Genomic DNA, 25584 nt, shown 5'->3' with positions numbered 1-25584 from the left:
CCTACTGCTGATATGGCGCCGCCGCGGCCTTCGCGGCGGCGATCAGCGCGCCCTTGTTCTTCGGCCAGAACGTGCTGTCGACGCAGGTGTAGCGGGGCAGGAACCCACCGCAGGTGCCGCTCGAGCCGCCGACCTCGAACGTCACGCTGGCGACGCCGAGTTCGCCGTAGGTGAAGTCGTCGGTGGTGCCGCTCGTGTCGTAGCCGACGGTCTCCTCGTTGGTGCCGACGAGGTAGCCGTTGGACGCCGCGTACTTCGCGCCGAGCTTGCGGTACTGCGCGTCGTTCGGCGAGGTGGCCTGGGTGAAGCCCCACGGGATGATGATGTCGTTGCCGTAGCTGTGCAACGTGATCATCGTACCCTTGGCGGTGGCCGGCGCGGGGTCGTTGTTCCCGGTGCCGCGCTGGTCCGGGAAGATCGCGCGGGCCAGCTTCTCCAGCGCCTGCGTCTCCGGCTCGGACCCCGCGCTCACGCCCTGGTAGGTCTCCGAGCACGCCGAATTGGAGTCGCCGCCCCACTTGAACGTGGAGTTGCGGTTGAGGTCGATGCCGATGTTCGTGCCCGTGCAGCTGCCGCGGGAGTTGTCGGCGTTCTTGCGCTGCAGCTTGGGCGAGTTCCCGCCGGAGGCGACGATGTCGACGCCGTCGGGGTTGGCGATCGGCACCACCCAGACCTCGGTGGTGTCCAAAATGGACTTCGCGGTGGCGTCGGTCGCGTAGCCGTCGGCGAGGTAGTCGATCCAGCGCCAGGCGAGCTCGCCGGTGGACAGCTCGCGCGCGTGGATCTGGGCCATCAGGAAGAACTTCGGCTTGGCCGACGTCGTCGACAGCGTGCAGTCGCCGGTCTGCTTCTTGGTCAGGCAAAGCGCCTGGATGTCGTGGCCGCCCTGGCCCTTCGTCTTCTTCCACGACTGGCCGATCGTGTACTTCGTGGCCAGGTCGGGGTGCGCGGAAGCCACCTGCGCGAGGTGGTTTTCGTGCGCGGTGACCGTCCGGTACCCGCCGTAGTAGGTGTCGGCCGCCAGCGCGTTGCCCTGCGCCGGGAGTTCTTTGTAGACGGTGTCGAAGAACGACGGCCGGAAACCGCGCGCCCGCAGCTGGTTCGCGACGCCCTGGCCGCCGACGACGTGGACCGCGCCCGCGTCGCCTTCTTCGACGTCGAAGCCGGCTTCGGTCAGCGCCTGCGCCTGGGCGGCGGTGGCCGGCACGCGCCAGAAGACCGGCGTGTCCGCCGGCTGCGCGGTGGCGGTGCCGCCGAGCAGGGTGGTGAGCAGGACCCCGGTCGCCGCGAGGGCGAGCCGGGACAAGGACCTTGACGCCATCGGAGGATCTCCTCACGCCGCACGGATGGAGGTCCGGCGGGAACCCTTGGTCACCGCACCGGCACGCACAGTGTGTCGGGACGGGCAAACCCGGCACACCCCCGAAAGTCGCGAAACCCGCCCCGGGCGGCTGCCCTCACTATGCTCGGGAGGAGCCGGACCTGATCCCGAACGGAGTGCGCATGCCCATCCACGACCTCGTCTTCCGGGGGAGACGGCTCACCAGCGACCACGCAATGGTGATGGCCATCGTCAACCGGACGCCGGACTCGTTCTACGACAACGGGGTGACGTACGAGGAAGACCGGGCGCGCGCGGCCGTCGGCAAGGCGATCGAGAACGGCGCCGCGGTGATCGACATCGGCGGCGTGCCCGCGAGCCCCGGCCCGGAGGTGACCGTCGCGGAGGAGATCAGCCGCGTCGTGCCGACCGTCGAGTGGATCCGCGCGGCGTTCCCGGACGTCGTGATCAGCGTCGACACCTACCGCGCCGAGGTCGCCGACGCCGTCTGCCGGGTCGGCGCGGACCTGATCAACGACAACTGGGCCGCCTACGAGCCGGAGATCCTCGACGTCGCGGCCGAGTACGGCGCCGGGTACATCTGCGCCCACGTCGACGGGCTCGACCCGCGCACCGACCCGGTGAAACCGCAGTACGACGACGTCGTCGCCGCGGTCGTGAAGGACACCACCGAGCTGGCCGAGCGGGCGATCGCGAAGGGCGTCCCGCGCGAGGGGATCATGATCGACCCCTGCATCGACTTCTCGAAGAACACCTACCAGTCGCTGACGATCCTGCGGAACGTCGACAAGCTGGTGGCCACCGGCTGGCCGGTGCTGATGGCGTTGTCCAACAAGGGAGTGGTGGGCGAGACGCTCGACGTCGCCATGGACGACCGGGTCACCGGCACGCTGGCGGCCACCGCGCACGCGGCGGCGCAGGGGGCCGCGATGTTCCGGGCGCACCAGGTCCGCGAGACGCGGCACACGGTCGAGATGATCGCCAGCATCCTCGGCGACCGCCCGCCGAAGAACGCGGTGCGGTGGCTGTGATCCGGCAGATCTGGCCGCTCGAAGCCGGTCGCGAGCTCGACACCGGCGACCTCGAAGCCCTCTACCGCTTCCCCGACGCCGCGAAGTGGCTGGTCGTCAACTTCGTGTCGAGCACGGACGGCGCGATCGCGGTCGGCGGCCGCTCGCGCCCGCTGTCCACCGAGCCCGACCGGGTCGTGTTCAAGCTGGGCAGCGACCTCGCCGACGTCGTCCTGCTCGGGGCGGGGACGGCGGTGATCGAGGAGTTCGAAGGGGTCCACCCGGGCCCGGAGACCGCGGACCGGCGCCGCCGCCACGGTCTGGAGCCGATCCCGCCGATCGCGATCGTGACGACCGGTGCGAGCCTGCCGCCGGACGCGCCGGTGCTGACGAAGGCGGCGGTGCCGACGATCGTCCTGACCAGCGAGCGGGCGCCGAAGGACTTGCGTGCCGCGTGGCGGCGCGCGGGGGCCGAGGTGGTCGTCACGGGGGAGGACGCGGTGGCGCTCGACGTCGCCGTGGCGGCCCTGACCGAACGCGGCCTGAAGCGGATCGACTGCGAAGGCGGGCCGAAGCTCTTCGCGTCCTTGGCCGGGGCGGGTCTGGTCGACGAGTTCCGGCTGACGGTCGCGCCGTTCCTCGTGGCGGGCACGGCGGACCGGGCGGCGGTCGGCGGCGCGTTCGACCCACTGGCGCTGGAGCTGGCCAGTGTCCTGACCGACGGCGCCAGCCTGCTGACCCGCTACCTGGTCCCGTAGCCGGTCTGCCGCGGCTGGTCGTGAGTGTTTAGGACGGTTCTAACCGTCCTAAACACTCACGACCGGGGCGGGGCTTACCTCTTCAGGCCGTGCTCGATGGCCTCGATGATCCGCGGCCGCAGCTCGGCCGCGCTGATGATCGCGTCCACCGAGCCGACCTCGACCGCCCGCTGGATGCTGTGCACGCGGTCGAACTCCGCGGCCACCTCGCTGACCTTCTCCGCGCGGACCGACGACTGGACCTCGGCCAGCTGGGCGTTGAGCGCGGCGCGGGACGCGCCACCCGCCGCCGCGACCTGGGCCTGCAGCTCGGTCACCCGCGGGTCGTTCGCGGTGCGGTTGTTCACCTCGCCGGCGAACACCACCGCGGCCGCCGGGGCACCGCCCAGCACCGACGCGAACGAGCCCTCGAGGGCGAGCACCGTCATGTTCGGGTTGAGCGTCTTGGAGAACACCACGAACGCGCCGCCGTGGTACCGCGAAATCACGGTGAACACGATCGGGCCCTCGAAGTTGACGATGGCCCGGCCGATTTCCGCGCCGTACTCCAGCTGCAGCTTGCGCAGCGACTCCGGCGAGCCGTCGAAGCCGGACAGGTTCGCCAGCACCACCAGCGGCCGGTTGCCCGACGCGGCGTTGATCGCCCGTGCCGTCTTCTTCGACGAGCGCGGGAACAGCGTGCCCGCGGTGTAGGTGTCCGGGCCGTCGGTGGGCGGGAAGCCGCGGCGCGGCACCGAGCGCGACTCGATGCCGATCAGGCAGACCGGGCGGCCGCCGATGTGCACGTCCTGCACCGCGGAGGTCTCCGCGTCCGCCATGCCCGCCCAGCGCTCCAGCACCGGGTGGTCCTGGTCGGACAGCGCGCGCATCACCGTGCGGATGTCGAACGGCTTCTTGCGGTCCGGGTTGTGCTCGGCCGAGAAGATCTCGCCGACGGTCGTGAAGTCGCTGCCGACGATCGCGTGCGGGAACGCCGAGACGTCGCGGCCGACCGGGTCGCTCGTGGCCACCTTCCGCGGCCCGGCCTCGCCCGGCGCGATGTAGGTGTGCTCGTAGTGCGCCATCAGGACTTCGCGCGCGGCCGGCAGGTTCGGCGCCCAGTACTGCGCCTGGCCGTTGGGGCCCATCACGCGGTCGTAGCCGCCGATGCCGAAGTTGTCCTCGGCCGACACGCCGCCGGAGAAGTCCAGCGCCTGCTTGCCGGTGAGCACCATCGCGGAGTCCGGCGTCATCACCAGGATGCCCTTGGTGTGCATGAGCATCGTCGCTTCGGCGTTCCAGTACGGCTGGGCGCCGACGTTGATGCCGTTGACCACGATGTTGATCTCGCCGCCGTCCTGGGTGAACGTGACGATCCGCTTGAGCGCCGCGGCCACCCAGTCCATGTTCTCGGTGCCCGAGGACATCGAGATCCGCGCGCCCGAGGACAGCGCGAGCCACTCCAGCGGCACGCGCATCCGCTCGGCCAGGTCGAGTGCCGCGATGACGCGCGAGCACTCCGGCTCCGACAGCGCCCCGAGCGACTTCGTCGGGTCGCCGAGGAGCACGACCCGCGTGACGCCTTCGGGGTGCCGCTCGGTCGGGGTCGTGACGACGCCCGCCACGAGCGCGGCGGTGTTCTTGCCCTTCGGCCGGTCCACCGGGACCAGCTCGCCCGAGGCGTCCAGGTCGTGCTCGGTGAAGGTGCCGCCGGGGCCGGCGAGCAGGTCGGTCAGCTCGTACGGGTACGCCGTCCCGCGCCGCGCCGCGCGCAGGACCTTCAGGCGGTATTCGTCGTGCGGCTTCACCGGCTCGGTCGACGGGTGGTCGACGTGCAGCCGCGCGCCCTGCCCGGGGTCGAAGGTGATCCGGACGGCGAGCTCGGTCAGCTTGCCCGCCTCCGTGCGCCGCCGCGCGAGGAACTGGACCTCCTCCAGCCCGGCGCCCACCGACGTCGGCAGGATGCGCTGGACCAGCGTGTTGAGCTCGTCGGTGGTGAGGTCGGTCGGCGGCCAGACGTACATCATGATCCGGTTGGTGTCGAACCGCTTGTTCTGCGGCCGCTGCGCCTGGATGTTGCGGATCGCGTCGAGGCAGGCGGTGACCGCGTCCTCGAGCGCGGGCAGCGCGACCAGGCGGCCGTCGGCCTCGCGCAGCGGCGTCAGGTCGCGGACCTGGCCCATCGCGATCAGCCGCTCGTCGGCCGGGTTGGTCTTCGCCACGGCCTTGAAGAGGTAGATCTCCTCGTCCGCCGACGGCAGCCGCGTGAGGTCGAACTCGCGCAGGCGCTGCAGCTGCAGGCGCTGGGCGATCTGCGGGTGCAGGCCGCGGATCAGCCGGTCCTCGGCGAAGGTTTCGCCGTCGCGCTCGAAGGTGAAGTGGTGGTGCATCACCGCGCCGCCGGTGCCGGCGACGGTGACGACGATCCGCCGCACGCTCGCGGGCACCGGGTGCTCGGCCAGCAGCGCGCCGAGCCGGGCGGCGGTCGCGTCGGCGTCCGGCTGGTCCTCCCAGCGCAGGTACAGGTCGGCGACCACGCCGTCGGTGGCGACCTCGCCGAGCGCGTCGAGCGCCTCGGGCAGGGCCGAGATGTCGACAGCCGTGGTGACCAGCGGCAGCACGCCGTCGGCGGTGTCCAGCCCGGCGGTCAGCCACCGGGAGCCGCCGGCGTCGCGCACGGCGACCCCGGACAGCTTGCGGTTGCCGTAGTAACGGCGGGTCAGCACTTCCAGCAGCGGCGCGTGGTCGCGGCCCGGGCGCCCGATCCGCTGGCCGACCAGCCGGACGAGGGGCTGCGAGCCGGTGATCATCGCCTGGATCCGGTCGGCGCGGTCCGGCGCGTCCGGGTTCTGGTCGAGGTAGCGCAGTTCGGTGCGGACGGCGGCGTACACCTCGGCGCGGTTGCGGCGCAGCAGCGGCTGGGCGAACCAGCGGAACACGACGCCGCGGGCGAGGTCGGACACCGCGGGGAAGCGCACCTGCGTGGCCTCGACGAGGTGCTCCAGGGTGAGCCCGGCGCGTTCGCTCAGCGACTCCACCGGCGGCGCGCCGGTCAGCCACTGCCGCAGCAGCTCCGAAACGATCGCGACATCGGCCGGCATCCGCTGCTGGGCCAGGAAGATCCGGAAGACCGCGGCCTCCAGCTCCGGCGTGCGGTCGAGGTCCGCGACGCCGTAGTGCGCGAGCACCTGGCGGAGCCGGGCCTGGAAGCCTTCGGTGACGCCGGCGCGTTCGACGTCGAGGCTCTGCAGGTAGCTGTGGAAGAACTCGCGCGAGCTGTGCACGGCGCCGTTGGGCTCGGTGTCGAGCTCGCCGCCCGGGGTGTTGCGGCTCAGCTCGGACAGGTCGGCGAAGACGGTGAGCAGGTCGAGCTCGCCTTCGACCGGCCGGTTGCCCAGCTCGGTGCGTGCCTCGAGGTACGCCGCGACGAGCCGCTTGCGCTCGGCCGGGTCGACGTCGAAGCCGAGCAGCAGGCTCCGCAGGTCCTGCAGGCCGCGTTCGACGCGCTCGGCCGCGGACACGCCGTCGGGCACGGACGGCAGCTCGATCTCGACGGTCTCGGTCTCTTCGGCCGCTTCGTCCTCGGCGCCGTCGGCCAGCGGTTCCAGGCGCATCAGCGGGGCGCCGGTTTCGACCTGGCTGCCGACCGACACCGGGCACTCGCGGACGCGGGCGCGGAACGGCGCGCGCAGCACCGTCTCCATCTTCATGCTCTCCAGCACGAGGATCGGCGCGTTGGCCTCGACCTCGTCGCCGACGGATAGGGGGGTCGCGACGACCAGCGCGGGCGCCGGCGAGCGGACGACGCCGCCCTCGTCGCGGCTGATGCGGTGGGTGACGCCGTCGACCTCGACCAGGTGGATCGGGCCGTGCGTGGCCGACACCAGGCGGAAGCGCCGCCCGTTGACCAGAATCTGGCCGCTGTGGGCGTCGAAGCGGTCGATCTCGACCTCGGCGTGGTGCACGTCGGACGCGCCCGCCGAGATGCCGACGCGGAAGCGCTTCCGCCCGGCGCGGGCCACGCTGACGCGGTAGCCGACGCCGCGGAGCTTGAGGTCGAGCGGGCGGCCGCTTTCGTGCTGCACCTGCGGGCGCCCGCCGTGCGCGGTGGCCAGCAGCCGCTGGACGGTGACCTCTTCCTCGTCCTGGTAGGCCTCGATGGCGGCCGCGGCGAGCGCGATCGCGGAGTGCCGGTGGGTGACCAGGCGGCCTTCGGCGCGGACGCGGTCGATCCAGCCGGTGTCGGCGCTGGCGTCGATCACCTCGGGCTGGGCCAGCAGGTCGAGCACGAAGCTCTTGTTGGTCGCGCCGCCCTCGATGATGACGGTGGTCTCGGCCATGGCGCGGCGCAGGCGGCCGAGCGCCTCGTCGCGGTCGCGGCCGTAGGCGATGATCTTGGCGATCATCGAGTCGAAGTCGGCCGGGATGGTGTCGCCTTCGCTGACGCCGGTGTCGACGCGGATGCCGGGGCCGGCGGGCAGCGCGAGCCGCGCGATGCGGCCGGGGGAGGGCGCGAAGTCGCGATCGGGGTCCTCGGCGTTGAGGCGGGCTTCGATCGCGTGGCCGAGCTCGGCGGGCTGCTCGCCTTCGAGCTTGCCGCCGCCGGCGACGTGCAGCTGCAGCTTGACCAGGTCGGTGCCGGTGGTGATCTCGGTGATCGGGTGCTCGACCTGCAGGCGGGTGTTGACCTCGAGGAAGGCGAACAGCTTCTCGCCCGGGTGGTACAGGAACTCGACGGTGCACGCGCCGCGGTAGCCGACCGCCACCGCGAGCCGCTCCGCCGACGTCTTCAGCTCGGCGGTCTGCGCGGGCGCGAGGACGGGGGAGGCGGACTCCTCGATGATCTTCTGGTTGCGCCGCTGCACCGAGCAGTCCCGGACGCCGAGCGCCCACGCCGTCGTGCCGTCGGAGATCACCTGGACCTCGACGTGCCGGGCGCCGGTGACCAGGCGCTCCAGGAACACGACGCCGGAGCCGAACGCGCGCAGGGCTTCCTGGCTGGTGCGCTCGTAGGCGTCGGCGAGGTCTTCGCCGGAGGCCACCATGCGGATGCCGCGCCCGCCGCCGCCGGCGGTCGCCTTGAGCATCAGGGGGTAGCCGATCCGGTCGCCGGCCGCCAGCGCGTCTTCGAGGGTCGCGACCTCGCCGCGGCTCCACGGCGCGACCGGCACGCCGACCTCTTCGGCGATCAGCTTCGCGCCGATCTTGTCGCCGAGCTTGCGCATCGCGTCCGCGCTCGGCCCGACGAAGGTGACGCCGACCTTCTCGCACAGCTCCGCGAAGGCCGGGTCTTCGGCGACGAAGCCCCAGCCGACCCATGCGGCGTCGGCCTTCGTCTCGACGAGCGCCTGCTCGAGCTTGGCGAGGTCGAGGTAGGGCCGGGCCGAAGCCGGGCCCAGGTCGTAGGCCAGATCGGCCTCACGGACGAACGTGGCGGTGCGATCCGCGTCGGTGTAGAGGGCGACCGTCTCGATCCGCGTCCCGGTTTCCGCCGACAGATCCCGGACGGCGTGGATGAGCCGCATCGCGGCCTCTCCGCGGTTGACGATGGCGACACGACTGAACACCGGCTGAGCCTCCCAAGTACCCACGCACAGAAGGCGACGCACCCGTTCTGGAGCGTCGCCTGCACCTGTCTACACCCTGCTGGATTACCGCGGGGTAGACCAATGTCCGCCATGGCGCATGCCGAGACGGCTGCGTTGTGGGAACCCCACAAAAAGCGACCCGCGCCACACTGCCGGGACCGCGTTTCGCGCGAGGGCTGCCACAAAGCACGGTGCGCAGCCTACGGCGGGCCGGACCCGGAAAACATCCAGATCCGCGAAAGTAGGGGCCCCGGTCAGGACGCCAGCAGGACGGCCGGATCGAGCACCTGGCCCAGCTCGCGGCGTTCGGCCTCCGACAACGGGACGGCGGCGACTTCGCACCGCCCGTCCGGCCCCGGCGCGGTGGTGATCGCCAGTACCGGCTTCCCGTCGATCTCGCGCAGCGTGACCCGGCCGCCACAGGCGAGGTCGACCGTGACGCCCGGTTGTTCGCGATGCCGGCCCAGCCAGCGGCCGACGAAGTCGAAGGTCATCGCGGTCTCCCCTCGGTGCGCGCACAACTCCCCGTGGGTACAGGTGTCCGTTGTTAATGCCCCGGATACACGCGGTTCACACGTCGGATCGGCGTCGGACCCGTTCGGCCCATCGGGCGAGCGGACGGGCCGGCACCCCCCGACCGGGTGCCGGCCCGTCCCGTTCCGGCGGCGGCACCGCGGCGGCGCCCCTCGCCGCGGTGCCGTCTCGGCCGCCCCAGTGTCGTCGCGCCGTCCACAGTGGACGGCTCGCCTGCGGGGGATGGCGGGGCTGTGACCTGCGCTGACCTCCGGCCAAGCTACCTCCTGATCCGGCGGAAGCGGCGGGATGCGTCCGTCCGCCACACCTTCAGCGCAATTTTTTCAGCGCTGCACCGATTCCGTGGAGCTTTCCCGCCCGCTGCCACCACCCGGTCAGCCGGAACCGGCCACAGTGGACAGCCCGGTGGGAGGTGCGCCCGCCCCGTGGGTGCGGCCAGGATGGCGGGATGGAACTCGGGCAGCTGGACGCGTCGGCGCGGGACCTGTTCTCCGCGAAACTCGTCTACGGCGAACCGGTCGAACGGGACGGGGCCGTGGTCATCCCGGCCGCGGCCGTGTTCGGCGGCGGGGGCGGGGGCAGCGGGGACGCCCGCGTCGCGGGGGTGCGGGACGGTGCCGGGTTCGGGGTGTTCGCCCGGCCCGCCGGTGCGTTCGTCGTCCGCGGCGGCAGCGTGACCTGGGTGCCCGCGGTCGACGTCACGCGGCTGGGGCTGGCCGCCGCCGTCGCTGTCGTCGCGCTGGCGAAGATCCTCGCCAAGCGCGTCAGGTCCTGACCGGAAGCGAGGGCCGACGCGCCGAAAGTTCACCGCCGGTTCTTGTCCGCGTTCGCGTTCGCGGCCTAGCGTCGGGACGTCTTTCGATGCGGAGGTACGCATGAGTTCTGGGGACTTGAGCCGCCGGGTGCTGCTGCGCGCGGGCGGGGTGGCGGCGGCCGGGGCGGCGGTGGGGATGCTGCCCGGCGTCGCGTTCGCCGGCCAGCCGGGCGGCACCGGCAGCCAGACCCGGACCGTCACCGGCACCCTGAAGCCGGACGTCCCGGACTGGTACTACCTGCCCGTCGACGTCCCGCGCGGGGTGCGGCAGATCGACGTCGTCTACTCCTACGACCGGCCCCAGGTGCCTGCCGGCACCCGCGGGAACGCCTGCGACATCGGGATGTTCGGGCCCGAGGGCCACGAGCTGGGCAACGCCCGCGGCTTCCGCGGCTGGTCCGGCGGCTTCCGCGACCGGTTCTCGATCAGCGCGTCCGAGGCCACGCCCGGCTACCTGGCCGGCCCGATCAGGCCGGGCCGCTGGCACGTCATCCTCGGCCCGTACACCGTCGCGCCGCAGGGGCTGAACTACCGGGTCGACATCACGCTCACCTTCGGGCCCGACGCCGAGCCGTTCGTCCCGAAGCCCGCGCCGGAGGCCGCGCCCGCCCGGGAGCGCGGCCGCGCCTGGTACCGCGGCGACGGCCATCTGCACACCGTCCACTCCGACGGCCGTCGCACCCCGGAGCAGCTGGTCGCCGACGCGCGGGCGGCCGGCCTCGACTTCATCGTCTCGACCGACCACAACACGTCCAGCTCCCAGCTCGTCTGGGGCAACTACGCCACCGACGACCTGCTGATCCTCAACGGCGAAGAGGTGACGACGCGGTCCGGGCACTGGCCCGCCATCGGGCTGCCCGCCGGCACCTGGATTGACTGGCGCTACCGCGCGGCCGACCCGCGGGACTTCCGCCGGTTCACCGACCAGGTGCACCGCGCGGGCGGCCTGGTCACCGCGGCGCACCCGTTCGCCAACTGCTTCGGCTGCACCTACGAGTTCGCGTACGAGATCGCCGACCTGGTCGAGGTCTGGAACGGCCCGTGGACCCAGGACGACGAGGCGAGCGTCATCCACTGGGACGGGCTGCTGCGCGGCGGCCGGTTCATCCCGGCCATCGGCGATTCCGACGCGCACAACCCGGACCAGCGGGTCGCGCTGCCGCACACGGTCGTGCTCGCCGACCGGCTGCGCCGCGAGGAACTCCTGGCCGGGCTGAAGGCCGGGCGCTCGTGGCTGGCCGAGTCGGCCGCGGTCCAGCTGGACTTCACGGTCTCCGGCGGCGGCCGCACGGCCGGGATCGGCGAGCGGCTGCCGCTCGGCACCGGGGAGCCGGTGACGGTCCGCGCGGTCGTCGGCGGCGTGCCGGGGACCACGGTGACATTCCTGGACCAGCTCGGCCCGGAGCACACCGAGACCGTCGGCGACGCCGGCGCGGCCACGGTCACCTGGACCACCTACCCGCGCTACTCGCGGTGGGTGCGTGTCGAGGTCCGTCGCCCGTCCGGCGGTCCGAACACGACCCAGCCGAACGCGATGGTCGCGCTGTCGAACCCGATCTTCCTCGGCGCCGCCCACTGAACCTCCACCCGGCGTGCCGCGTCCTGGTTTTGACAGACTGGTGCGAACGGGTGAAGGCGAGGCAGGGTGCGCGGGTGTGGCCTGAAGGTGGCGATCTTCCTGGGGGCGGTCGTAGTGCTGACCGCGGGGGTCGTCGTGGCGGTGGTGCTGACGCGCAGCGCGGTGCGGACGCCGGGCTGCACGGCGGCGCAGCCGGGGCAGAACGGCTACACGTTCACGCCGGAGCAGATGGCCAACGCGGCGACGATCTCGGCCGTCGGGACGAAGCTGGGCCTGCCCGCGCACGCGGCGACGGTCGCGCTGGCCACGGCGTTGCAGGAGTCGAAGCTGCGCAACCTCGAGGGCGGTGACCGCGACTCGGTCGGGCTGTTCCAGCAGCGGCCCAGCCAGGGCTGGGGCACGGTGGCGCAGCTGCGCGACCCTGTCTACGCCGCGACGGCGTTCTACGAGAAGCTCGAGAAGCTGCCCGGCTGGGAGACGCTGCCGATCACCGAGGCCGCCCAGGAGATCCAGCGCTCGGGGGTGCCGGACGCCTACGCCCAGTGGGAACCGCAGGCCCGCGCCATGGCCGCGGCGTTCAACGGCCAGTTCCCGGCCGCGCTGACCTGCCGCGACCTGACCCTCGCGGCCCCGGGCGACCTGGCGGCCGCCGCCACGGCGGAGCTGGGCACGGCCCAGCTGAGCGGCGCCCACCCGGCCGCGCAGGGCTGGACGTACGCGAGCTGGCTGGTCGCCCGCGCGCAGGACCTGGGGGTGGACAAGGTGAGCTTCGCCGGCCGGACGTGGACGGCGGAGTCCGGCGCCTGGGCTCCGGACTCCGCCGCCGGCCAAGACCTCTCCCTGCACCAGGCCCCGGCCCCTCCGCCCAGCCAGTAGCCGTCACTTTCCCTATGAAAGTGACCCGGAGTGGGCACTCCGGATCAGCGGGTTACGGGACGAGGATCGCGCGGCCGCGGATGCGCCCGGCGGTGAGGTCGTCGACGGCCGACTGGAAGTCCTCCAGCCGGTAGCGGGCCGTGTGCAGCTTCACCCGGCCCTGCGCGGCCAGCACCATCAGCTCGCACAGGTCGTTGTACGAGCCCACCAGGTTGCCGATCAGGTTGATCTCCGTGGAGATCACGTCGATCGTCGGGACGTCGATGTTCTCGCCGTAGCCGACCACGTGGTAGTCGCCGGCCCGCCGCAGCATCGCGATCCCGTCGCGGGTCGCCCCGCCTTCGCCGACGAAGTCGATGACGGTCTCCGCGCCGTAGCCGCCGGTCAGCTCGAGGACCTGGGAAACCTGCGAGCCGTCGGCGGTGACGCCGTGGTCGGCGCCGATCGAGACCGCGAGCTTGACCGCGTCCGGGTTGCGGTCGACGACGATCAGTTCGGCGGCCGAGATCGCCTTGAGCACCTGGATCCCGATGTGGCCGAGCCCGCCCGCGCCGATGACGACGCACTTGTCGCCCGGGCGCAGCCGCCGCGCCGCCTTCGCCGCCGCGTGGTACGCGGTCAGCCCGGCGTCGGCCAGCGCCGCGACGTCGGCCGGCTCCAGGGCGTCGTCGATCTTCACGACGCTGCGCGCGGACGTCTTGAGGTACTCCGCGTAGCCGCCCGCGGTGTCGATGCCCGGGAACTGCGACTGGGCGCAGTGGACGTCGTCGCCGAAGCGGCAGGCGCGGCAGAGCCCGCACGTGATGAGCGGGTGCACGATCACCTTGTCGCCCTCGGCGACGTTCGTGACCGCGCTGCCGACCGCGTGCACCCAGCCCGCGTTCTCGTGGCCGATCGTGTAGGGCAGCGTGACGCCGGACTTCTCCCGCCACTGCCCTTCGAGGATGTGCAGGTCGGTGCGGCAGACGCCGGCGCCGCCGATCCGCACGACGACGTCGTACGGGTCGGTGACCTCCGGTTCGGGGACGTCGGTCATCCGCAGTGGTTCGTCGTACCCGACGACCTGGACGGCTTTCACGCTGGTACCTCCACAGTGGACTCGGGGTAGCGGGTGCGGAGCAGCCCGCGGCAGAAGTGCGAATTGCCTTCGATGGAGATGCGGACCGACCGGGCGAACCGCAGCCGCAGCGGGATTTCCTCGCGGGGGAACGGAGTTCCGTCGTGGTCGACCAGCACGGGCGACGACGGTTCGGCCGGCAGCCCGAGCGCCGCGCGACGCCGCAGCAACGCGGCGGACGCGGGCACCTCGGGCAGGTCCGCGAGGGTGACGCCGTGCAGGTCGACGTGCTCGTCCGCGCGCAGCAGCACGGTCAGCGCGCGTTCCATCGCCGCCTGGTGCGCCTTGCGGCGGAACGTCAGCCGCAGCTCCTCGAGGTCCTCGTCGGCCTCGTGGCCGAACGTGCCGCGGTAGCCGGCGTCCGCCGCGAGCCCCCGGTTGATGAGGTCCGAGTCGTGGTGGTCGTCCAGCTCCACAATGACTTCCGACGTCCACGGCAGCGCGGTCAGCACGTCCTTCGCGTCCGACGCCATGAGGTAGGCGAAGTTCGGCGCGCAGAACGACGTCGGCAGTCGCAAGTGGACGGTCACCCGCCCGCCGTCGACGTCGAGGGACTTGACGAAGCCGAGGTCGGTGATGGGCTCGTCGAGTTCGGGGTCGAGAACCGCGTCCAGCGCGGTGTGGGCGTCCACCTCAGGCCACCGAAACGGCCTGCGGCTCGACCGGCGCGAGCTGCAGCTCCGCCGGCACCGGGATGTCGTACATCGCCGCCGCGTTGAGCCCGAGGATCTTCTTCTTCTGCTCGACCGTCAGCGGCGCGTACTCCGGCAGGTCCTCCGGGATCTGGAAGTCGACGAACCGCTCGATCAGCCACTTCGGCGTCCAGAGCGCGTAGTCGCTGGAGAACTGGATGCGGTCTTCGTCCAGCCAGTACAGCAGCTCGCCGATGATCTGCGCGAAGTACTTGGGCCGCGTGTGGATGAACGGGATCGCCACCGCGAGTCCGGCGTGGACGTTCGGCTCCTGCGTCGCGATCCAGCAGAAGTCCTCCAGCCGCGGCAGGCCGCAGTGCTCGACGACGAAGTTGAGGTCGGTGAAGTCGGTCGCCGCGTGGTCGACGTCGGCGACGTCGAAGGCGTCGCGGTCGAGGGGCCGGATCGTCGGTCCCTTGTGGACGTGGATGTTCTTGATGCCCAGTTCCTGGCAGGCCTCGAAGTACTTGTACGTCCACTTGTCGTCGAGCTTGTACCCGCGCGAATCCCCTTGCCACTCGGCGGTGTAGAGCTTGACGCCCTTGAGGCCGAACCGTTCGGCGTCGCGGCGGAGCTGGTCGATGCCGGCCTGTTCGAACCGAGGGTCGAAGAAGTGGTTGTAGGTGAGCTTCCCCGGGTGCTGCTGGGTCAGCGCGAAGGCCTCCTCGGTCTGCCCGAAGCCGTTCTCGTAGAACGCGCCGAGGTGGGCGGGCTGGAAGATCGCGTGGTCGACGTAGCCGTTCTCGAACAGGTCGCGCATCAGCCGTTCGCCGCCCTGGTACAGGTAGTCCTCGTAGGGCCAGACCTCGGACTCGGGGCTGAGGTTGCGGTGGTAGTCGTAGAAGCAGTCGATGAACTGCTTGCCGTGGATGTTCCGCTGGTTCTCCGGGCGGGCGTCCCAGAGGGCCACGTGGGCATCCACGATGAAGTAGGTCTCGTCGTCCTTGCGGTACATCCGGTCCCTCCACGTCGTCGTGTGTTGCTGGGACGGTAGGGACGTCGGCGCAGGTCAGGGACCCGTCTCGTGTCTCAGTTTGAGACAGCGGCCCCCGGTGGCCCGCGCGCGGAGGACGTAGCCTGGGGGAGTCCGACGCAGAGCCGCGTCCCGGGAGGCCGAGGTGGAGAACCCGCAGGTGCACGTCACGCGCTCCTTCGACGCGAAGGCCGCGATCGCGCCCCGGCTGCGGGCGTCCTGGCAGCGCAGCGAGCGCTACGGCGTCCCCGAAGACGAGGTCGTGCCGCTGTTCTCCGGCGCGGTGGACACCGGTTCGCTGCTCTACGAATGCGGCACCGAGGTGCTGCGGGGGCTGCAGGCGACGCTGGCCAACGAGCCGATCAGCCTGATGATCACCGACAGCGAAGGCTTGGTGCTCAGCCGGCTGTGCACGGACGCCACCATCAACCGCTCGCTCGACAAGGTGCACCTCGCGCCCGGGTTCTACTTCGCGGAGAGCAACGCGGGCACCAACGGGCTCGGCCTGGCGCTGGCCGACCGGGCCCCGTCGCTGGTGCGGGCGGCCGAGCACTACTGCACCGACCTGCGCGGCTACACCTGCGCCGCGGTGCCGGTGCTGGACCCGCTGACCGGCGGCCTGGCCGGCAGCGTCAACCTGACCACCTGGTCGGAGCAGTCCTCCGAGCTGCTGCTCGCGCTGGCGCAGGCCGCGGCCGGGAACACCGCCGCGCTGATGCTGGCCCGCGCGTCCGGCCGCACCGCCCGCCCGACCCCGCGGGGCGAGGTCTTCCGCGTCTACGCCGACCGCGTCGACCCCGGTGACCTGCCGCGGCTCTCACCCGCCTGGACCACCGCGGTCGCCGAGGCCAGGACCGCGCTGAGCGGCGGCCGGGTCGTCGCCGTCGTGGGGGAACCGGGCGCGGGCAAGACGGCGCTGGCGTCGCTGGCGAGGCGGGAGCTGCGGCCCCGCGAGCGCGTCCTCAATGCGCGCCCGCCGTCGCCCGACGACGTCGACGGCTGGCTGACGCTGTGGACGCCCGAACTGGCCAAGGACGGCACCTGCGTGATCGTCTCGGGCGTGGACGCGCTGCCCGCGTGGGCGGCGGAGGAGCTGGCCCGGCTCTTCGCCGAGGTCCGGCACGACGAGCTGCCGCCGTTCGTCCTCACCGCCGAGGACGCCGCTTCGGTGCCCGCGGCGCTGGGCCCGCTGGTCGACCGGGTCGTCGAGGTCCCGGCGCTGCGGTTCCGCCCGGACGACGTCCTCCCGCTGGCCCGCCACTTCGCCCGGCGCGACCGCGGCCGCGACGTCACGTTCACCCCCGCGGCGGCTCGCGCGCTGACCGCGTACGACTGGCCGGAGAACGCGAAGCAGCTTCGGCGCGTTGTGCGCGAAGCTGCGTCACGGTCTCAGGTGGTCGACACCCCGCAGCTGCCCGCCGAGGTGTTCACCGGCGTCGGGCACCGGCTGAGCCGGCTGCAGGCCCTCGAACGCGACGAGATCGTCCGCTGCCTGGCCGAGCCGGGCGCGACCGTCGTGCAGGCCGCGGAGAAGCTCGGCATGGGCCGGGCGACGCTCTACCGGAAGCTGGCGCAGTACGGGCTCAACGCGCGGCAACTGAAATCCTGACCGGCCGGCGCGTGGCCTGGGCCCAGCGGACCGCCGGGCCCATCGCCCAGCCCGCGGCCAGGAAGAGCGCGCCCAGCAGCAGCCAGCCCGGCAGGCCCCAGCCGATCACCACGGTGGAGAGCAGCACCGGCCCGAGCGCGCGGGCCACCGACACCCCGGTGCCGAAGAAGCCCTGGTACTGGCCCTGCTGGTCGGCCGGCGCGAGCGCGAAGCCGATCTCCCACGAGCCCGCCGACTGCAGCATCTCGCCGAGCACCTGCACCAGCGCGCCCACGACCAGCACCGCGAACGCGGTCCACGGCGACGTCCCGGACGCCGACAGCGCGAAGGCCACGCAGGAGGCGAGCAGCAGCACCCCGGACCGGCGGACCATCCGCGCCGCCGCGCCGACGCTCGCCAGCCGTCCGGCCACCCGGACCTGCAGCAGCACGACCACGACCGTGTTGAGCACGAACAGCGCGGACACCGTCCAGCCGGGCGCGGCGGTCCGCTCGACGATCCACAGCGGGATCGCGACGCTCAGCAACGGCATGCGCAGCAACAGGATCGCGTTGAGCAGCGTCACCAGCGCGTAGGGGCGATCGCGCAGCACGGCCAGCTTCGGCTCGCCGGTGCGCGGCTCCGACCGGGGAACCGCGGGGAGCGCGAAGAGGACCGCCGCGGTGACCGCGAAGCTCCCGGCGTCGAGGACGAAGACCGTCAGGTACGCCGCCGCCGTGTCGGCCGACAGCGCGAGCCCGCCGAGACCGGCGCCGACGGCGAGCCCCGCGTTGCCCGCGGACTGCAGCCGCGCCCGGATGCGCGTCCGGCGTTCCGGGTCGGCGAGCGCGGCCAGCAGCGCCTGGCGGGCGGCGGCCAGGCCGGTCTGGCAGCTGCCGTAGAGGCAGGCGGCGAGCACGAACAGCACCGGCGAGCGGACCAGCAGGAACGTGAGGATCGACGCGCCCGTGGCCAGGGCCAGGAGCACGGCCGAGCCGCGGGCGCCGTGCCGGTCGGCGAGGTGGCCGAGCGGTACGCCGGCGACCGAACCCACCGCCCAGCCGAGGGTGAGGCCGAGCCCGACCTGCGCCGGGGTCAGCCCGGCGATCCGGGTGAAGAACAGCACCGAGCAGGTCAGGAACGCGCCGTCGCCGAGCGAGCCGGCCAGCTGGGCGGCGGCGAGCAGGCGGTCCGGGGTCTTCGTCATAGGATCACGGTAGAGCGCGCTTTGGCTCGATCCCAGATCCAATTATCGCCTGGCCGATTGGGCCAATGTAGGGTCGCCGGATGGACTTCCACGTCAGCCTGGCCGGGCGTGGCGACCTGAGCGTCCGGATCTACCGCGGGCTGCGCGACGCCGTTCTCGACGGCAGGCTGCGGCCGGGGGAGCGGCTGCCCCCGACCCGCGAGCTGGCCCGGAGGCTGGCGGTCTCGCGCAACACCGTCGTGGTGGCCTACGACCGCCTGACCGCCGACGGCTTCCTCACCGGCCGCGTCGGCGCCGGGACGTACGTGTCCGATTCACTGCCGGCGCCCCGGCGTCGTCCGGCGCCGTCGGCGGCGGGTCCGCGGCCCAAGCCGGTGTGGCGCTGGCTGCCGCCCCCGGTCGCCGCCTTCACCGGGACGCCGTCGTTCGACTTCCGCGTGGGCATCCCCGACGCCGCGTTGTTCCCCCTCGAAACCTGGCGGCGCTTCCTCGCCCGCGAACTCCGTGACAGCGTGGCGAACTACGCGGACCCGGCCGGCCACCCGGCCCTGCGCGCGGCGATCGCCCGGCACGCCGGCGTTTCCCGCTCGGTGCGCGCGGAGGCGGAGGACGTCCTCGTCACGCAAGGCGCGCAGCAGGCACTGGACCTCCTGTGCCGCGTGCTGCTGTCCCCGGGCGACCGGGTCGCCGTCGAAGAACCCGGCTACCGGCTCGCGAAGCTGCTCTTCGCGTCCCACGGCGCCGAAGTCGTCGGCGTCCCGGTGGACGGCGAAGGACTCGACGTCGCGGCGCTGCCCCCGCGCACGAAGCTGGTGTACGTGACGCCGTCGCACCAGTTCCCGCTCGGCACCCCGATGTCCCTGGCCCGGCGCACGGCCCTGCTGGCCTGGGCCGCGCGGGCGGACGCCCTCGTCGTGGAGGACGACTACGACAGCGAGTTCCGCTTTTCGGACCGGCCGCTGGAGCCGCTGCAGAGCCTGGACCGCGGCGGGCGGGTGGCGTACGTGGGATCGTTCTCGAAGACGCTGCTCCCGCGGCTGCGCCTGGGTTTCCTGGTGGCACCACCTTCGTTGCGCGAAGCGCTGCGGCACGCCCGCCAGCTGTCGGACTGGCACGGCGACCTGCCCGCGCAGGCGGCACTGGCCCGGTTCATCGACGAGGGCCTGTTCGCCCGGCACCTCCGCCGCGCGACGAAGGTGTACGCGGACCGCCACGAGCGGCTGGTGTCCACTTTGGACCGCCGCTTCGCGGACCGCCTCCGTGTCGTCCCCTCGGCCGCTGGTCTCCACCTGTGCGCCCTGGCGGACGTCGACCTGGAGCCGATCGCCGCCCGCGCGTCGGCGTCGGGCGTGGCAATCCAGACGCTGGGCGACCTGTGCGGCGGGTTCGGGCAACCCGGACTGGTGCTGGGCTACGGCTCGATCCCGGCGGAGCGGATCGACGACGGCCTCGCGGCACTCGACCGTGCGTGGGGGTCGTGAGTGTTGAGTCGGGTTCTAACCCGACTCAACACTCACGACCATTTGCGCGACGTAGTGGTCCGTGCGCCGCCGCGCCGCTATGAGGAGGCCGCCCGCGCACGTCGCCACCGCCGTGGCCAGTACCACCAGCCAGCCGCGGCGGAAGTCCGCCAGGTCCGGGGTGCCCGCGAACACCGCCACCAGCACCGCCGTCCCGAGCACCGTGCCGACCTGCCGCATCGTCGTCACCATCGACGATCCCGCGCCCCAGCGCTCCGGGGGCAGGACCGTGCCCACCACGCCCGACAGGCTCGGCAGGATCAGGCCCACCCCGATGCCCGTCAGCAGCTGGCCCGGCAGCATCGAAGCCGCGTAGTCCGGGGTCGCGTCCATGCGCAGCAGCCAGATCAGCACGCCCGCGCCGAACGAGACGCCGCCGAGGGCGACCGCCGGGCCGGGGCCGAAGCGGTGGACGAACCGGCCGCCGAGGACCGACACCGGGATCACCATCAGCGGGCCCGGGGCCAGTGACAGGCCGGCGACCAGGATCGAGTCGTGCCAGATCGACGTCAGGAAAAGGACGTTGCCGAACAGCATCGCGGCGAACCCGGCCGCGAACGCGCCCGTTGTCGCGCACGCCAGCCACAGGGTCGGGACGCGCAGCGCGGGCAGGTCCAGCACCGGGACCGCGTGGCGCGCGGAGCGCAGCGGGACCCAGGCGAGCGCGACGGCTGCCACCGCGAACGCCGTCAGGACACCCGCCGAGCCCCAGCCGTCCTCCGGGGCGGAAACCAGCGCGTAGGCGAGGGCACCCACGCCCACCAGCAGGCCGGCCGCGCCGAGCAGGTCCGGGACGCCGGTCGAGGTGTCGCGCGACTCGCGCAGCACTCGCGGGCCGGCGAGCAGCGTCGCCGCGCAGATCGGCAGGTTGACCAGGAACACCCAGCGCCAGGACGCCTCGACGAGCAGGCCGCCGACCGGCGGGCCGAGCGCCGCGGCCGCCGCGCCCACCGAGGCCCAGACGCCCACCGCCAGCGGCCGCCGGTGCGGCGGGAACGCCGTCAGCAGCAGCGCCAGCGACGTCGGCATGACGAGCGCCGCGCCGACGGCCTGCACCGCGCGGAAGAGGACGAGGACCGGGATCGACGGCGCCGCCGCGCACGCGGCCGAGGCCAGCGTGAACACCGCGACACCGGCCAGGAACAGCCGTTTCCGGCCGTAGCGGTCGGCCAGCCGCCCGGCCGGAGCGAGGCAGGCGGCGAACAGCACCGTGTAGCCGTTGAGCACCCACGACAGCGCCGCCAGGCCGTCGCCGGGGAACGCCGCCCGGATGCCGGGGAAGGCGACGGTGACGATGAACGTGTCGAGGGAAGCCAGGAACGCCGCCGTCGAGACGACCAGCAGCACGAGGCCGGGCTTCGGCGCGGTGTCGGTCATGTCCCTCCTAGGTTCGAAAACGCAACCTAGCCGGAAGACGTGAGTTTAAACAAGAGACTGACCTGTTCGGAGCGACCTAGCTCACGCCGCCGCGGCCTGCTCCTCGGCCCGGGCCTTGAGCGCCGCGAGGGTGTACTCGATCGACTCGACGTTGTACCCGGGCCGGTCGGCGCGGCCGGTGACCCGCGGGCCCATGAACTTCCGCACGATCCAGCTGCCGATCCGGTACCAGTTCTCGGTGACCACGCAGCCGCCCGGCGCCGGCGCCAGCACGTACTCCCAGCGCGAAACCCGCGAGCCGAACGGCGTCCGGACGTCGAAGGCGAACCGGCGCTCCGGCTCGAACGCGACCACCCGGACCCGCGTCCACCACTGCAGGGCGCCGTTTTCGTTGCGGCCGCGGAACCGCGCGCCCAGCGCCGGGCCGGCGCCGAGCCAGCGGCCGCCGACGTTTTCCGGGCTCAGCTCGCCCATCCGCGGCAGGTCGGTGACCCACGACCACACCGTGCCGGCGCCGGCCGGGACGGTGACGCTGCGCGAAATCGTCGGTTCCACCCCACGACGGTGACAGCGTTCCCGCCGCCCGGGCAAGGCATTCGCGCGTTGTCCGCAGCCCAGGAGAGCCGCCGGTGAAAAAAGTCCCGTCCCGAACCGGGTTGCGACTCCGACATTCTGGGTACCTCGCGCGCTGAAGAGTAGTGACACGGAGGGTGCGGTGGTCAGCGTGATCCCGATCGAGGTCGTGGGGATGGCCGTTCCGGTGCCGGGGGAGGCGCCCCTCATGTTGCTCCGCGAACCCGACGGCGCCCGCCGCTGGCTCGCCATCATGATCGGCTACGGCGAGGCCGAAGCACTGGTGCGGGCGCGGGAACAGATCGAGCAGCCGCGCCCCGGCACGATCGAACTGCTCGGCGACGTGCTCGCGGCGTTCGGCCAGGGCGTCGCGGCGGTCGAGCTGACCGAGGTGCGCGACGGGATCTTCTACGCCGACCTCGTGCTCGCCTCCGGTACCCGCGTGTCGGCCCGCCCGAGCGACGCGGTCGCGCTCGGCCTGCGCCAGGGCGCGCCGATCCGCGTCGCCGAAGAGGTTCTCGACGTCGCGTCGGTGCAGCTCGAGGTCGAGCAGGAGGCCGAAGGGCCGGCCGCCGACGTGCTGGACACCGAGGCCGAGGTCGCGCGGTTCCGCGCCGAACTCGACGGCCTGCAGCCCGAGGACTTCGACGACCTGTAGGCGACCCGCGCCCGCCGCCGGTACATTCCCCGGCGGGAGGGACGCCGATGCCGGACTTCGCCGCGGCCGCCGAGCCGCACCGCCGTGAGCTGCTGGCGCACTGCTACCGCATGCTCGGCTCGGTGCACGAGGCCGAAGACCTGGTGCAGGAAACCCTGGTCCGCGCGTGGAAAGCGTGGGCGGGCTACGACCCGGCGCGGGCTTCGGTGCGCACCTGGCTCCACCGCATCGCGACCAACGCGTGCCTCACCGCGCTGGAAGGCCGGGCGCGGCGCCCGCTGCCCTCCGGCCTCGGCCGCCCGAGCGACGACCCGGGCGCGCCGCTCACGCCGTCGTTCGACATCCCTTGGCTCCAGCCGTTCCCGGACGCGCGCTCCGACGACCCCGGCCGCGGCACGCTCCGGCTGGCGTTCCTGGCGGCGATGCAGACGCTCCCGCCCAAGCAGCGCGCGGTACTGATCCTGCGGGACGTCCTGGAGTTCAGCGCCGCGGAGGTCGCGGGCTTCCTCGGCACCACGCCCGCGGCGGTCAACAGCGCGCTGCAGCGGGCTCGCGCCGGCCTCGGCGGACTGTCCGTGGAAGAGGTCGCCGAACCGGGCGACGCGGCGATCGAGGCGGTCCTCGACCGGTACGTGCGGGCGTTCGAACGCGCCGACGTCGCCGGCCTGGTCGGGCTGCTGGCCGACGACGTCGTGATGGAGATGCCGCCGGTGCCGCTGTGGTTCCGCGGCCGCGACGACTACGGCCGGTTCCTCGAGCGGCTCTTCGCGATGCGCGGCCCGGACTGGCGGATGACGCGCACGGCGGCCAACGGCCAGCCCGCGCTGGCCGCGTACTGCCGGGACGACGCCGGGGTCCACCGGCTGCACACCCTGCAGGTGTTCACCGTGACGAAAGCGGGCGTGGCCCACAACGTCGTCTTCGCCGATCCCGCCGTGCTGGCGGCGTTCGACCTCCCGGCGACTCAGCCGGCGGCGCGCGCCTCCGACGGGCGGCCGTAGGCGCCGCCGTCGTTGCTGCGCTGCAGCAGGCCTTCGTCGATCAGGTAGCGGCGCAGGGTCGCGTGGTCGTCGTGGACCATCACGAGCTTCTCGCGGACGTCCTGTTCGGTGTAGAGGCGGCCGGGCTCGAACCGCTCGGCGAGGGCGGCGAGCAGCAGCTGCCGCCGGCGCCCCGAGTGCGGGATCGTGACGAGCCTGCCGTGGCGGAACAGCCCGTCGAGCGGGTCGGCGGGCCCCTTCACGAGCGCTTCGCGGAAGACGCCGGGCACCGGCCGGTAGCGGTCGCCGTCCACCACGACCAGGCCGGCGTCGGCCAGTCGTCGGACGAGCTTGGCCGGGACCTCGCCCGACGGCAGTCCGTCGGGCGCGGCGCAGATGCGGGCGAACAGCAGCAGCCGTTCGGGGTCCGAGAGAGCGGAGACCAGTGCTTCCGGTGCGGCCATGGCCCGGAAGGTACCGGAAATCGCGGACGTCGTCCTCGGGCAAACTCGACAGGGTTGCCTGATCAGTTTACCCTGTCGATATGGCGGCGAAAACGATTCCCGCTGCCGCGGTGACGGCCGCGCAGGACCTGCGCGTGCTCGTCGGGCGGCTGCGGCGGAAGATGATGGACGCGACGGCGGTCGGGGACCTGACCTCCGCGCAGGCGTCGGCGCTCGCGCGGCTGGCGAAGATGGAGCCGGCGACGGCGAGCGTGCTGGCCGGCGCGGAGCGGGTGCGGCCGCAGTCGATGGCCGCGACCGTGGCCGCGCTGGAGAAGCTCGGCCTGGTCCGCCGCGAGGACGACCCCGAGGACGGCCGCCGCCAGCTGATCTTCTTCACGCCCGAAGGCCGCGCGTACGGCAGGGGAGCCCGCGCCTCGCGGCAGGAATGGCTGGCGCGGGAGCTCGCGCAGCGGCTCACCGAGGACGAACTGGCCGTGGTCACCGAGGCGCTCGCGCTCCTCGGCCGCGTCGTCGAACCGTGACGACGCGCGAACGGGCGCGGGCCGGGTTCGACCGGAAGCTGCTGGCCCCGCTCATCTCGGGCGCGGTGCTCAACCCGGTCAACTCCACGATCATCGCGGTCGCGCTGGTGCCCATCGGCGTGGCGTTCGGCCAGCCGGCGTCGGCCACGGCGTGGCTGATCTCCGCGCTGTACCTGGCCACCGCGGTCGGCCAGCCGGTCGTCGGGCGGCTGATCGACCGCTACGGCCCGCGGCGGCTGTTCCTCCCGGCGACGGCGCTGGTCGGGGTGGCGGGCGTGCTCGGCACCCTGGCGCCGAACCTCGGCGTGCTGATCGCCGCCCGGGTCGTCCTCGGCTTCGGCACCTGCGCGGGCTACCCGGCGGCGATGCGGCTGATCCGGGACGAGAGCGACCGCACCGGCCGCGACAGCCCGGCGTTCGTGCTCACCGTGCTGGCGATCGCGACCCAGACGATCTCGGTGATCGGCCCGGCGCTGGGCGGCCTGCTCATCGGCGTCGGCGGCTGGCGGGCGACCTTCGCCGTCAACGTCCCGATCGCGCTGGCCGCCTTCGTCCTCGGTGCCCGCCGCTTCCCGAAGGCGCCGAAGCGCGCGTCGAAGGGGGCGTTCGACCTCGACTTCCCCGGGATGGCGCTATTCGCGGGCACCCTCGTCGCGCTGCTGCTGTTCCTGATGCACCCGGCGGCGGGGGAGTGGTACCTGCCGGTGCTCGCCGCCGTGGGCGCCGCGGGCTTCGCCGCGCGCGAGCTGACCTGCGCGCACCCGTTCATCGACCTGCGGCTGCTCGGCCGCAACGGTCCGCTGCTGCGCACGTACGGCCGCGCGCTGCTCGCCTACGTCATCGCGTACAGCTTCCTCTACGGCTACACGCAATGGCTCGAACACGCCCGCGGCCTGTCGGCGGCCCAAGCCGGGCTCGCGACCCTGCCGCTGTTCGCGACGGCGATCGTCGTGTCGCTCGTCAGCGGCCGCCGGGAAGCCGTGCGCGGCAAGCTGATCGTCGCCGCGCTCGGCCAGCTGGCGGGCTGCGCGCTGTTGCTGACCCTGGACGCCTCGGCCGCGGTCTGGCTGCTCGTCGTGATCGCGCTCGTGGCCGGGGTGCCGCAGGGGCTGAACAGCCTCGCGCTGCAGAACTCCGTGTACCGCCAGGCGAATCCCGACGACATCGCGGCGTCCGCCGGGCTGCTGCGCACCTTCGGCTACCTCGGCGCGATCGTCTCTTCCGCGCTGCAGGGCGCGTTCTTCGGCCCCGCCGCCGAAACCGCGGGCCTGCACGGGTTCGCGGTGCTGCTCGTCGGCATCGGCGTCGTGTTCCTGCTGCTGACCCTGTTCGACCGTGCCCTGACGAAGAGCACCACCCGGCCCGAGGACGAAGACGGCCACGCTTGACCCGGACCGCTGCTCGACCGTGGTGGCCGGGCTCGCCGCCTTC

General features: G+C 72.8%; 21 protein-coding genes. 11 read left to right on the top strand and 10 right to left on the bottom strand.

Annotated features, from left to right (window positions below; all coding sequences use genetic code 11):
• Position 1: 1 nt before the first annotated feature.
• Positions 2-1321 carry a M14 family zinc carboxypeptidase gene (locus SD460_RS29715; protein WP_290057930.1) on the bottom strand — a complete coding sequence of 440 codons (1320 nt, stop codon included), beginning with the start codon at positions 1319-1321 and terminating at the stop codon, positions 2-4.
• 182 nt (positions 1322-1503) lie between these two features.
• On the opposite strand from SD460_RS29715, the gene folP reads away from it, so the two are divergent.
• Together folP and SD460_RS29705 are read left to right on the top strand one after the other, a co-directional pair.
• Complete coding sequence (gene folP / locus SD460_RS29710; RefSeq protein WP_290057931.1) at positions 1504-2373, top strand: dihydropteroate synthase; 870 nt, start codon at positions 1504-1506, stop codon at positions 2371-2373.
• Positions 2370-3110 (top strand): dihydrofolate reductase family protein, encoded by a 741-nt coding sequence (locus tag SD460_RS29705; RefSeq protein ID WP_290057936.1) that lies wholly within the window; start codon positions 2370-2372, stop codon positions 3108-3110. The genes folP and SD460_RS29705 overlap by 4 nt, the downstream gene beginning before the upstream one ends.
• 74 nt (positions 3111-3184) lie before the next feature.
• Here SD460_RS29705 and SD460_RS29700 read toward each other — a convergent pair whose 3' ends face one another.
• Positions 3185-8656 carry an ATP-binding protein gene (locus SD460_RS29700; RefSeq protein ID WP_318307039.1) on the bottom strand — a complete coding sequence of 1824 codons (5472 nt, stop codon included), beginning with the start codon at positions 8654-8656 and terminating at the stop codon, positions 3185-3187.
• Positions 8657-8931: 275 nt separating this feature from the next.
• Positions 8932-9171 carry a hypothetical protein gene (locus tag SD460_RS29695; protein ID WP_290057933.1) on the bottom strand — a complete coding sequence of 80 codons (240 nt, stop codon included), beginning with the start codon at positions 9169-9171 and terminating at the stop codon, positions 8932-8934.
• 488 nt (positions 9172-9659) lie between these two features.
• On the opposite strand from SD460_RS29695, the gene SD460_RS29690 reads away from it, so the two are divergent.
• The 3 genes from SD460_RS29690 (at position 9660) to SD460_RS29680 (ending at position 12480) form a co-directional block, all read left to right on the top strand.
• The gene (locus SD460_RS29690) at positions 9660-9986 is read left to right on the top strand and encodes a hypothetical protein (protein WP_290061747.1); all 327 of its coding nucleotides are present in this window, start codon (positions 9660-9662) and stop codon (positions 9984-9986) included.
• Between the two features lie 100 nt (positions 9987-10086).
• Positions 10087-11604 (top strand): CehA/McbA family metallohydrolase, encoded by a 1518-nt coding sequence (locus tag SD460_RS29685; RefSeq protein WP_318307038.1) that lies wholly within the window; start codon positions 10087-10089, stop codon positions 11602-11604.
• An 87-nt stretch (positions 11605-11691) separates the two neighbouring features.
• Entirely contained in the window at positions 11692-12480 is a 789-nt protein-coding gene (locus tag SD460_RS29680) for a hypothetical protein (RefSeq protein WP_438860697.1), read from the top strand.
• Positions 12481-12532: 52 nt separating this feature from the next.
• Here SD460_RS29680 and SD460_RS29675 read toward each other — a convergent pair whose 3' ends face one another.
• The 3 genes from SD460_RS29675 to SD460_RS29665 are packed head-to-tail and all read right to left on the bottom strand — an operon-like array spanning position 12533 to position 15244.
• Positions 12533-13558: an NAD(P)-dependent alcohol dehydrogenase gene (locus tag SD460_RS29675; protein ID WP_290061749.1), complete on the bottom strand. Its 1026-nt coding sequence runs from the start codon at positions 13556-13558 to the stop codon at positions 12533-12535.
• Positions 13555-14229 (bottom strand): iron-sulfur cluster assembly protein, encoded by a 675-nt coding sequence (locus SD460_RS29670; RefSeq protein ID WP_290061750.1) that lies wholly within the window; start codon positions 14227-14229, stop codon positions 13555-13557. Before SD460_RS29670 ends, SD460_RS29675 begins: the two co-directional genes overlap by 4 nt.
• Position 14230: 1 nt before the next feature.
• The gene (locus tag SD460_RS29665) at positions 14231-15244 is read right to left on the bottom strand and encodes an amidohydrolase family protein (RefSeq protein ID WP_290061751.1); all 1014 of its coding nucleotides are present in this window, start codon (positions 15242-15244) and stop codon (positions 14231-14233) included.
• A 163-nt stretch (positions 15245-15407) separates the two neighbouring features.
• Between SD460_RS29665 and SD460_RS29660 the strand changes: the two genes are divergently transcribed.
• Positions 15408-16871, top strand: a complete 1464-nt coding sequence (locus SD460_RS29660) for an AAA-type ATPase lid domain-containing protein (RefSeq protein WP_290061752.1) — start codon at positions 15408-15410, stop codon at positions 16869-16871.
• Here the strand turns inward: SD460_RS29660 and SD460_RS29655 are convergent.
• Positions 16846-18057, bottom strand: coding sequence for an MFS transporter (locus tag SD460_RS29655; protein ID WP_290061753.1), 1212 nt, complete (start codon positions 18055-18057; stop codon positions 16846-16848). The genes SD460_RS29660 and SD460_RS29655 overlap by 26 nt on opposite strands.
• 80 nt (positions 18058-18137) lie before the next feature.
• Here SD460_RS29655 and pdxR point away from each other — a divergent pair, with 80 nt between their 5' ends.
• Positions 18138-19538 carry a MocR-like pyridoxine biosynthesis transcription factor PdxR gene (gene pdxR / locus SD460_RS29650; protein ID WP_290061754.1) on the top strand — a complete coding sequence of 467 codons (1401 nt, stop codon included), beginning with the start codon at positions 18138-18140 and terminating at the stop codon, positions 19536-19538.
• 15 nt (positions 19539-19553) lie between these two features.
• On the opposite strand, the gene SD460_RS29645 is transcribed toward pdxR, so the two are convergent.
• Together SD460_RS29645 and SD460_RS29640 are read right to left on the bottom strand one after the other, a co-directional pair.
• Complete coding sequence (locus SD460_RS29645; protein ID WP_318307037.1) at positions 19554-20954, bottom strand: MFS transporter; 1401 nt, start codon at positions 20952-20954, stop codon at positions 19554-19556.
• Positions 20955-21035: 81 nt separating this feature from the next.
• The gene (locus SD460_RS29640; protein WP_290061635.1) at positions 21036-21509 is read right to left on the bottom strand and encodes an SRPBCC family protein; all 474 of its coding nucleotides are present in this window, start codon (positions 21507-21509) and stop codon (positions 21036-21038) included.
• A gap of 160 nt (positions 21510-21669) precedes the next feature.
• Between SD460_RS29640 and SD460_RS29635 the strand changes: the two genes are divergently transcribed.
• Together SD460_RS29635 and SD460_RS29630 are read left to right on the top strand one after the other, a co-directional pair.
• Entirely contained in the window at positions 21670-22185 is a 516-nt protein-coding gene (locus SD460_RS29635) for a bifunctional nuclease family protein (RefSeq protein ID WP_318307036.1), read from the top strand.
• Between the two features lie 47 nt (positions 22186-22232).
• The gene (locus SD460_RS29630) at positions 22233-23186 is read left to right on the top strand and encodes a sigma-70 family RNA polymerase sigma factor (protein ID WP_290061633.1); all 954 of its coding nucleotides are present in this window, start codon (positions 22233-22235) and stop codon (positions 23184-23186) included.
• On the opposite strand, the gene SD460_RS29625 is transcribed toward SD460_RS29630, so the two are convergent.
• Positions 23150-23629, bottom strand: coding sequence for a DUF2087 domain-containing protein (locus SD460_RS29625; RefSeq protein ID WP_318307035.1), 480 nt, complete (start codon positions 23627-23629; stop codon positions 23150-23152). The genes SD460_RS29630 and SD460_RS29625 overlap by 37 nt on opposite strands.
• An 80-nt stretch (positions 23630-23709) precedes the next feature.
• Here SD460_RS29625 and SD460_RS29620 point away from each other — a divergent pair, with 80 nt between their 5' ends.
• Both SD460_RS29620 and SD460_RS29615 read left to right on the top strand, forming a co-directional pair.
• Complete coding sequence (locus SD460_RS29620) at positions 23710-24153, top strand: MarR family winged helix-turn-helix transcriptional regulator (protein WP_290061631.1); 444 nt, start codon at positions 23710-23712, stop codon at positions 24151-24153.
• Complete coding sequence (locus tag SD460_RS29615) at positions 24150-25541, top strand: MFS transporter (RefSeq protein WP_290061630.1); 1392 nt, start codon at positions 24150-24152, stop codon at positions 25539-25541. Before SD460_RS29620 ends, SD460_RS29615 begins: the two co-directional genes overlap by 4 nt.
• The last annotated feature ends 43 nt before the right edge of the window (positions 25542-25584 follow it).

Origin of the sequence: Amycolatopsis solani (assembly GCF_033441515.1) — a bacterium.
Classification (GTDB): domain Bacteria; phylum Actinomycetota; class Actinomycetes; order Mycobacteriales; family Pseudonocardiaceae; genus Amycolatopsis; species Amycolatopsis solani.
Note: the sequence above shows the minus strand (reverse complement) of the source record. Positions and strands in the feature narration are given on the sequence as shown.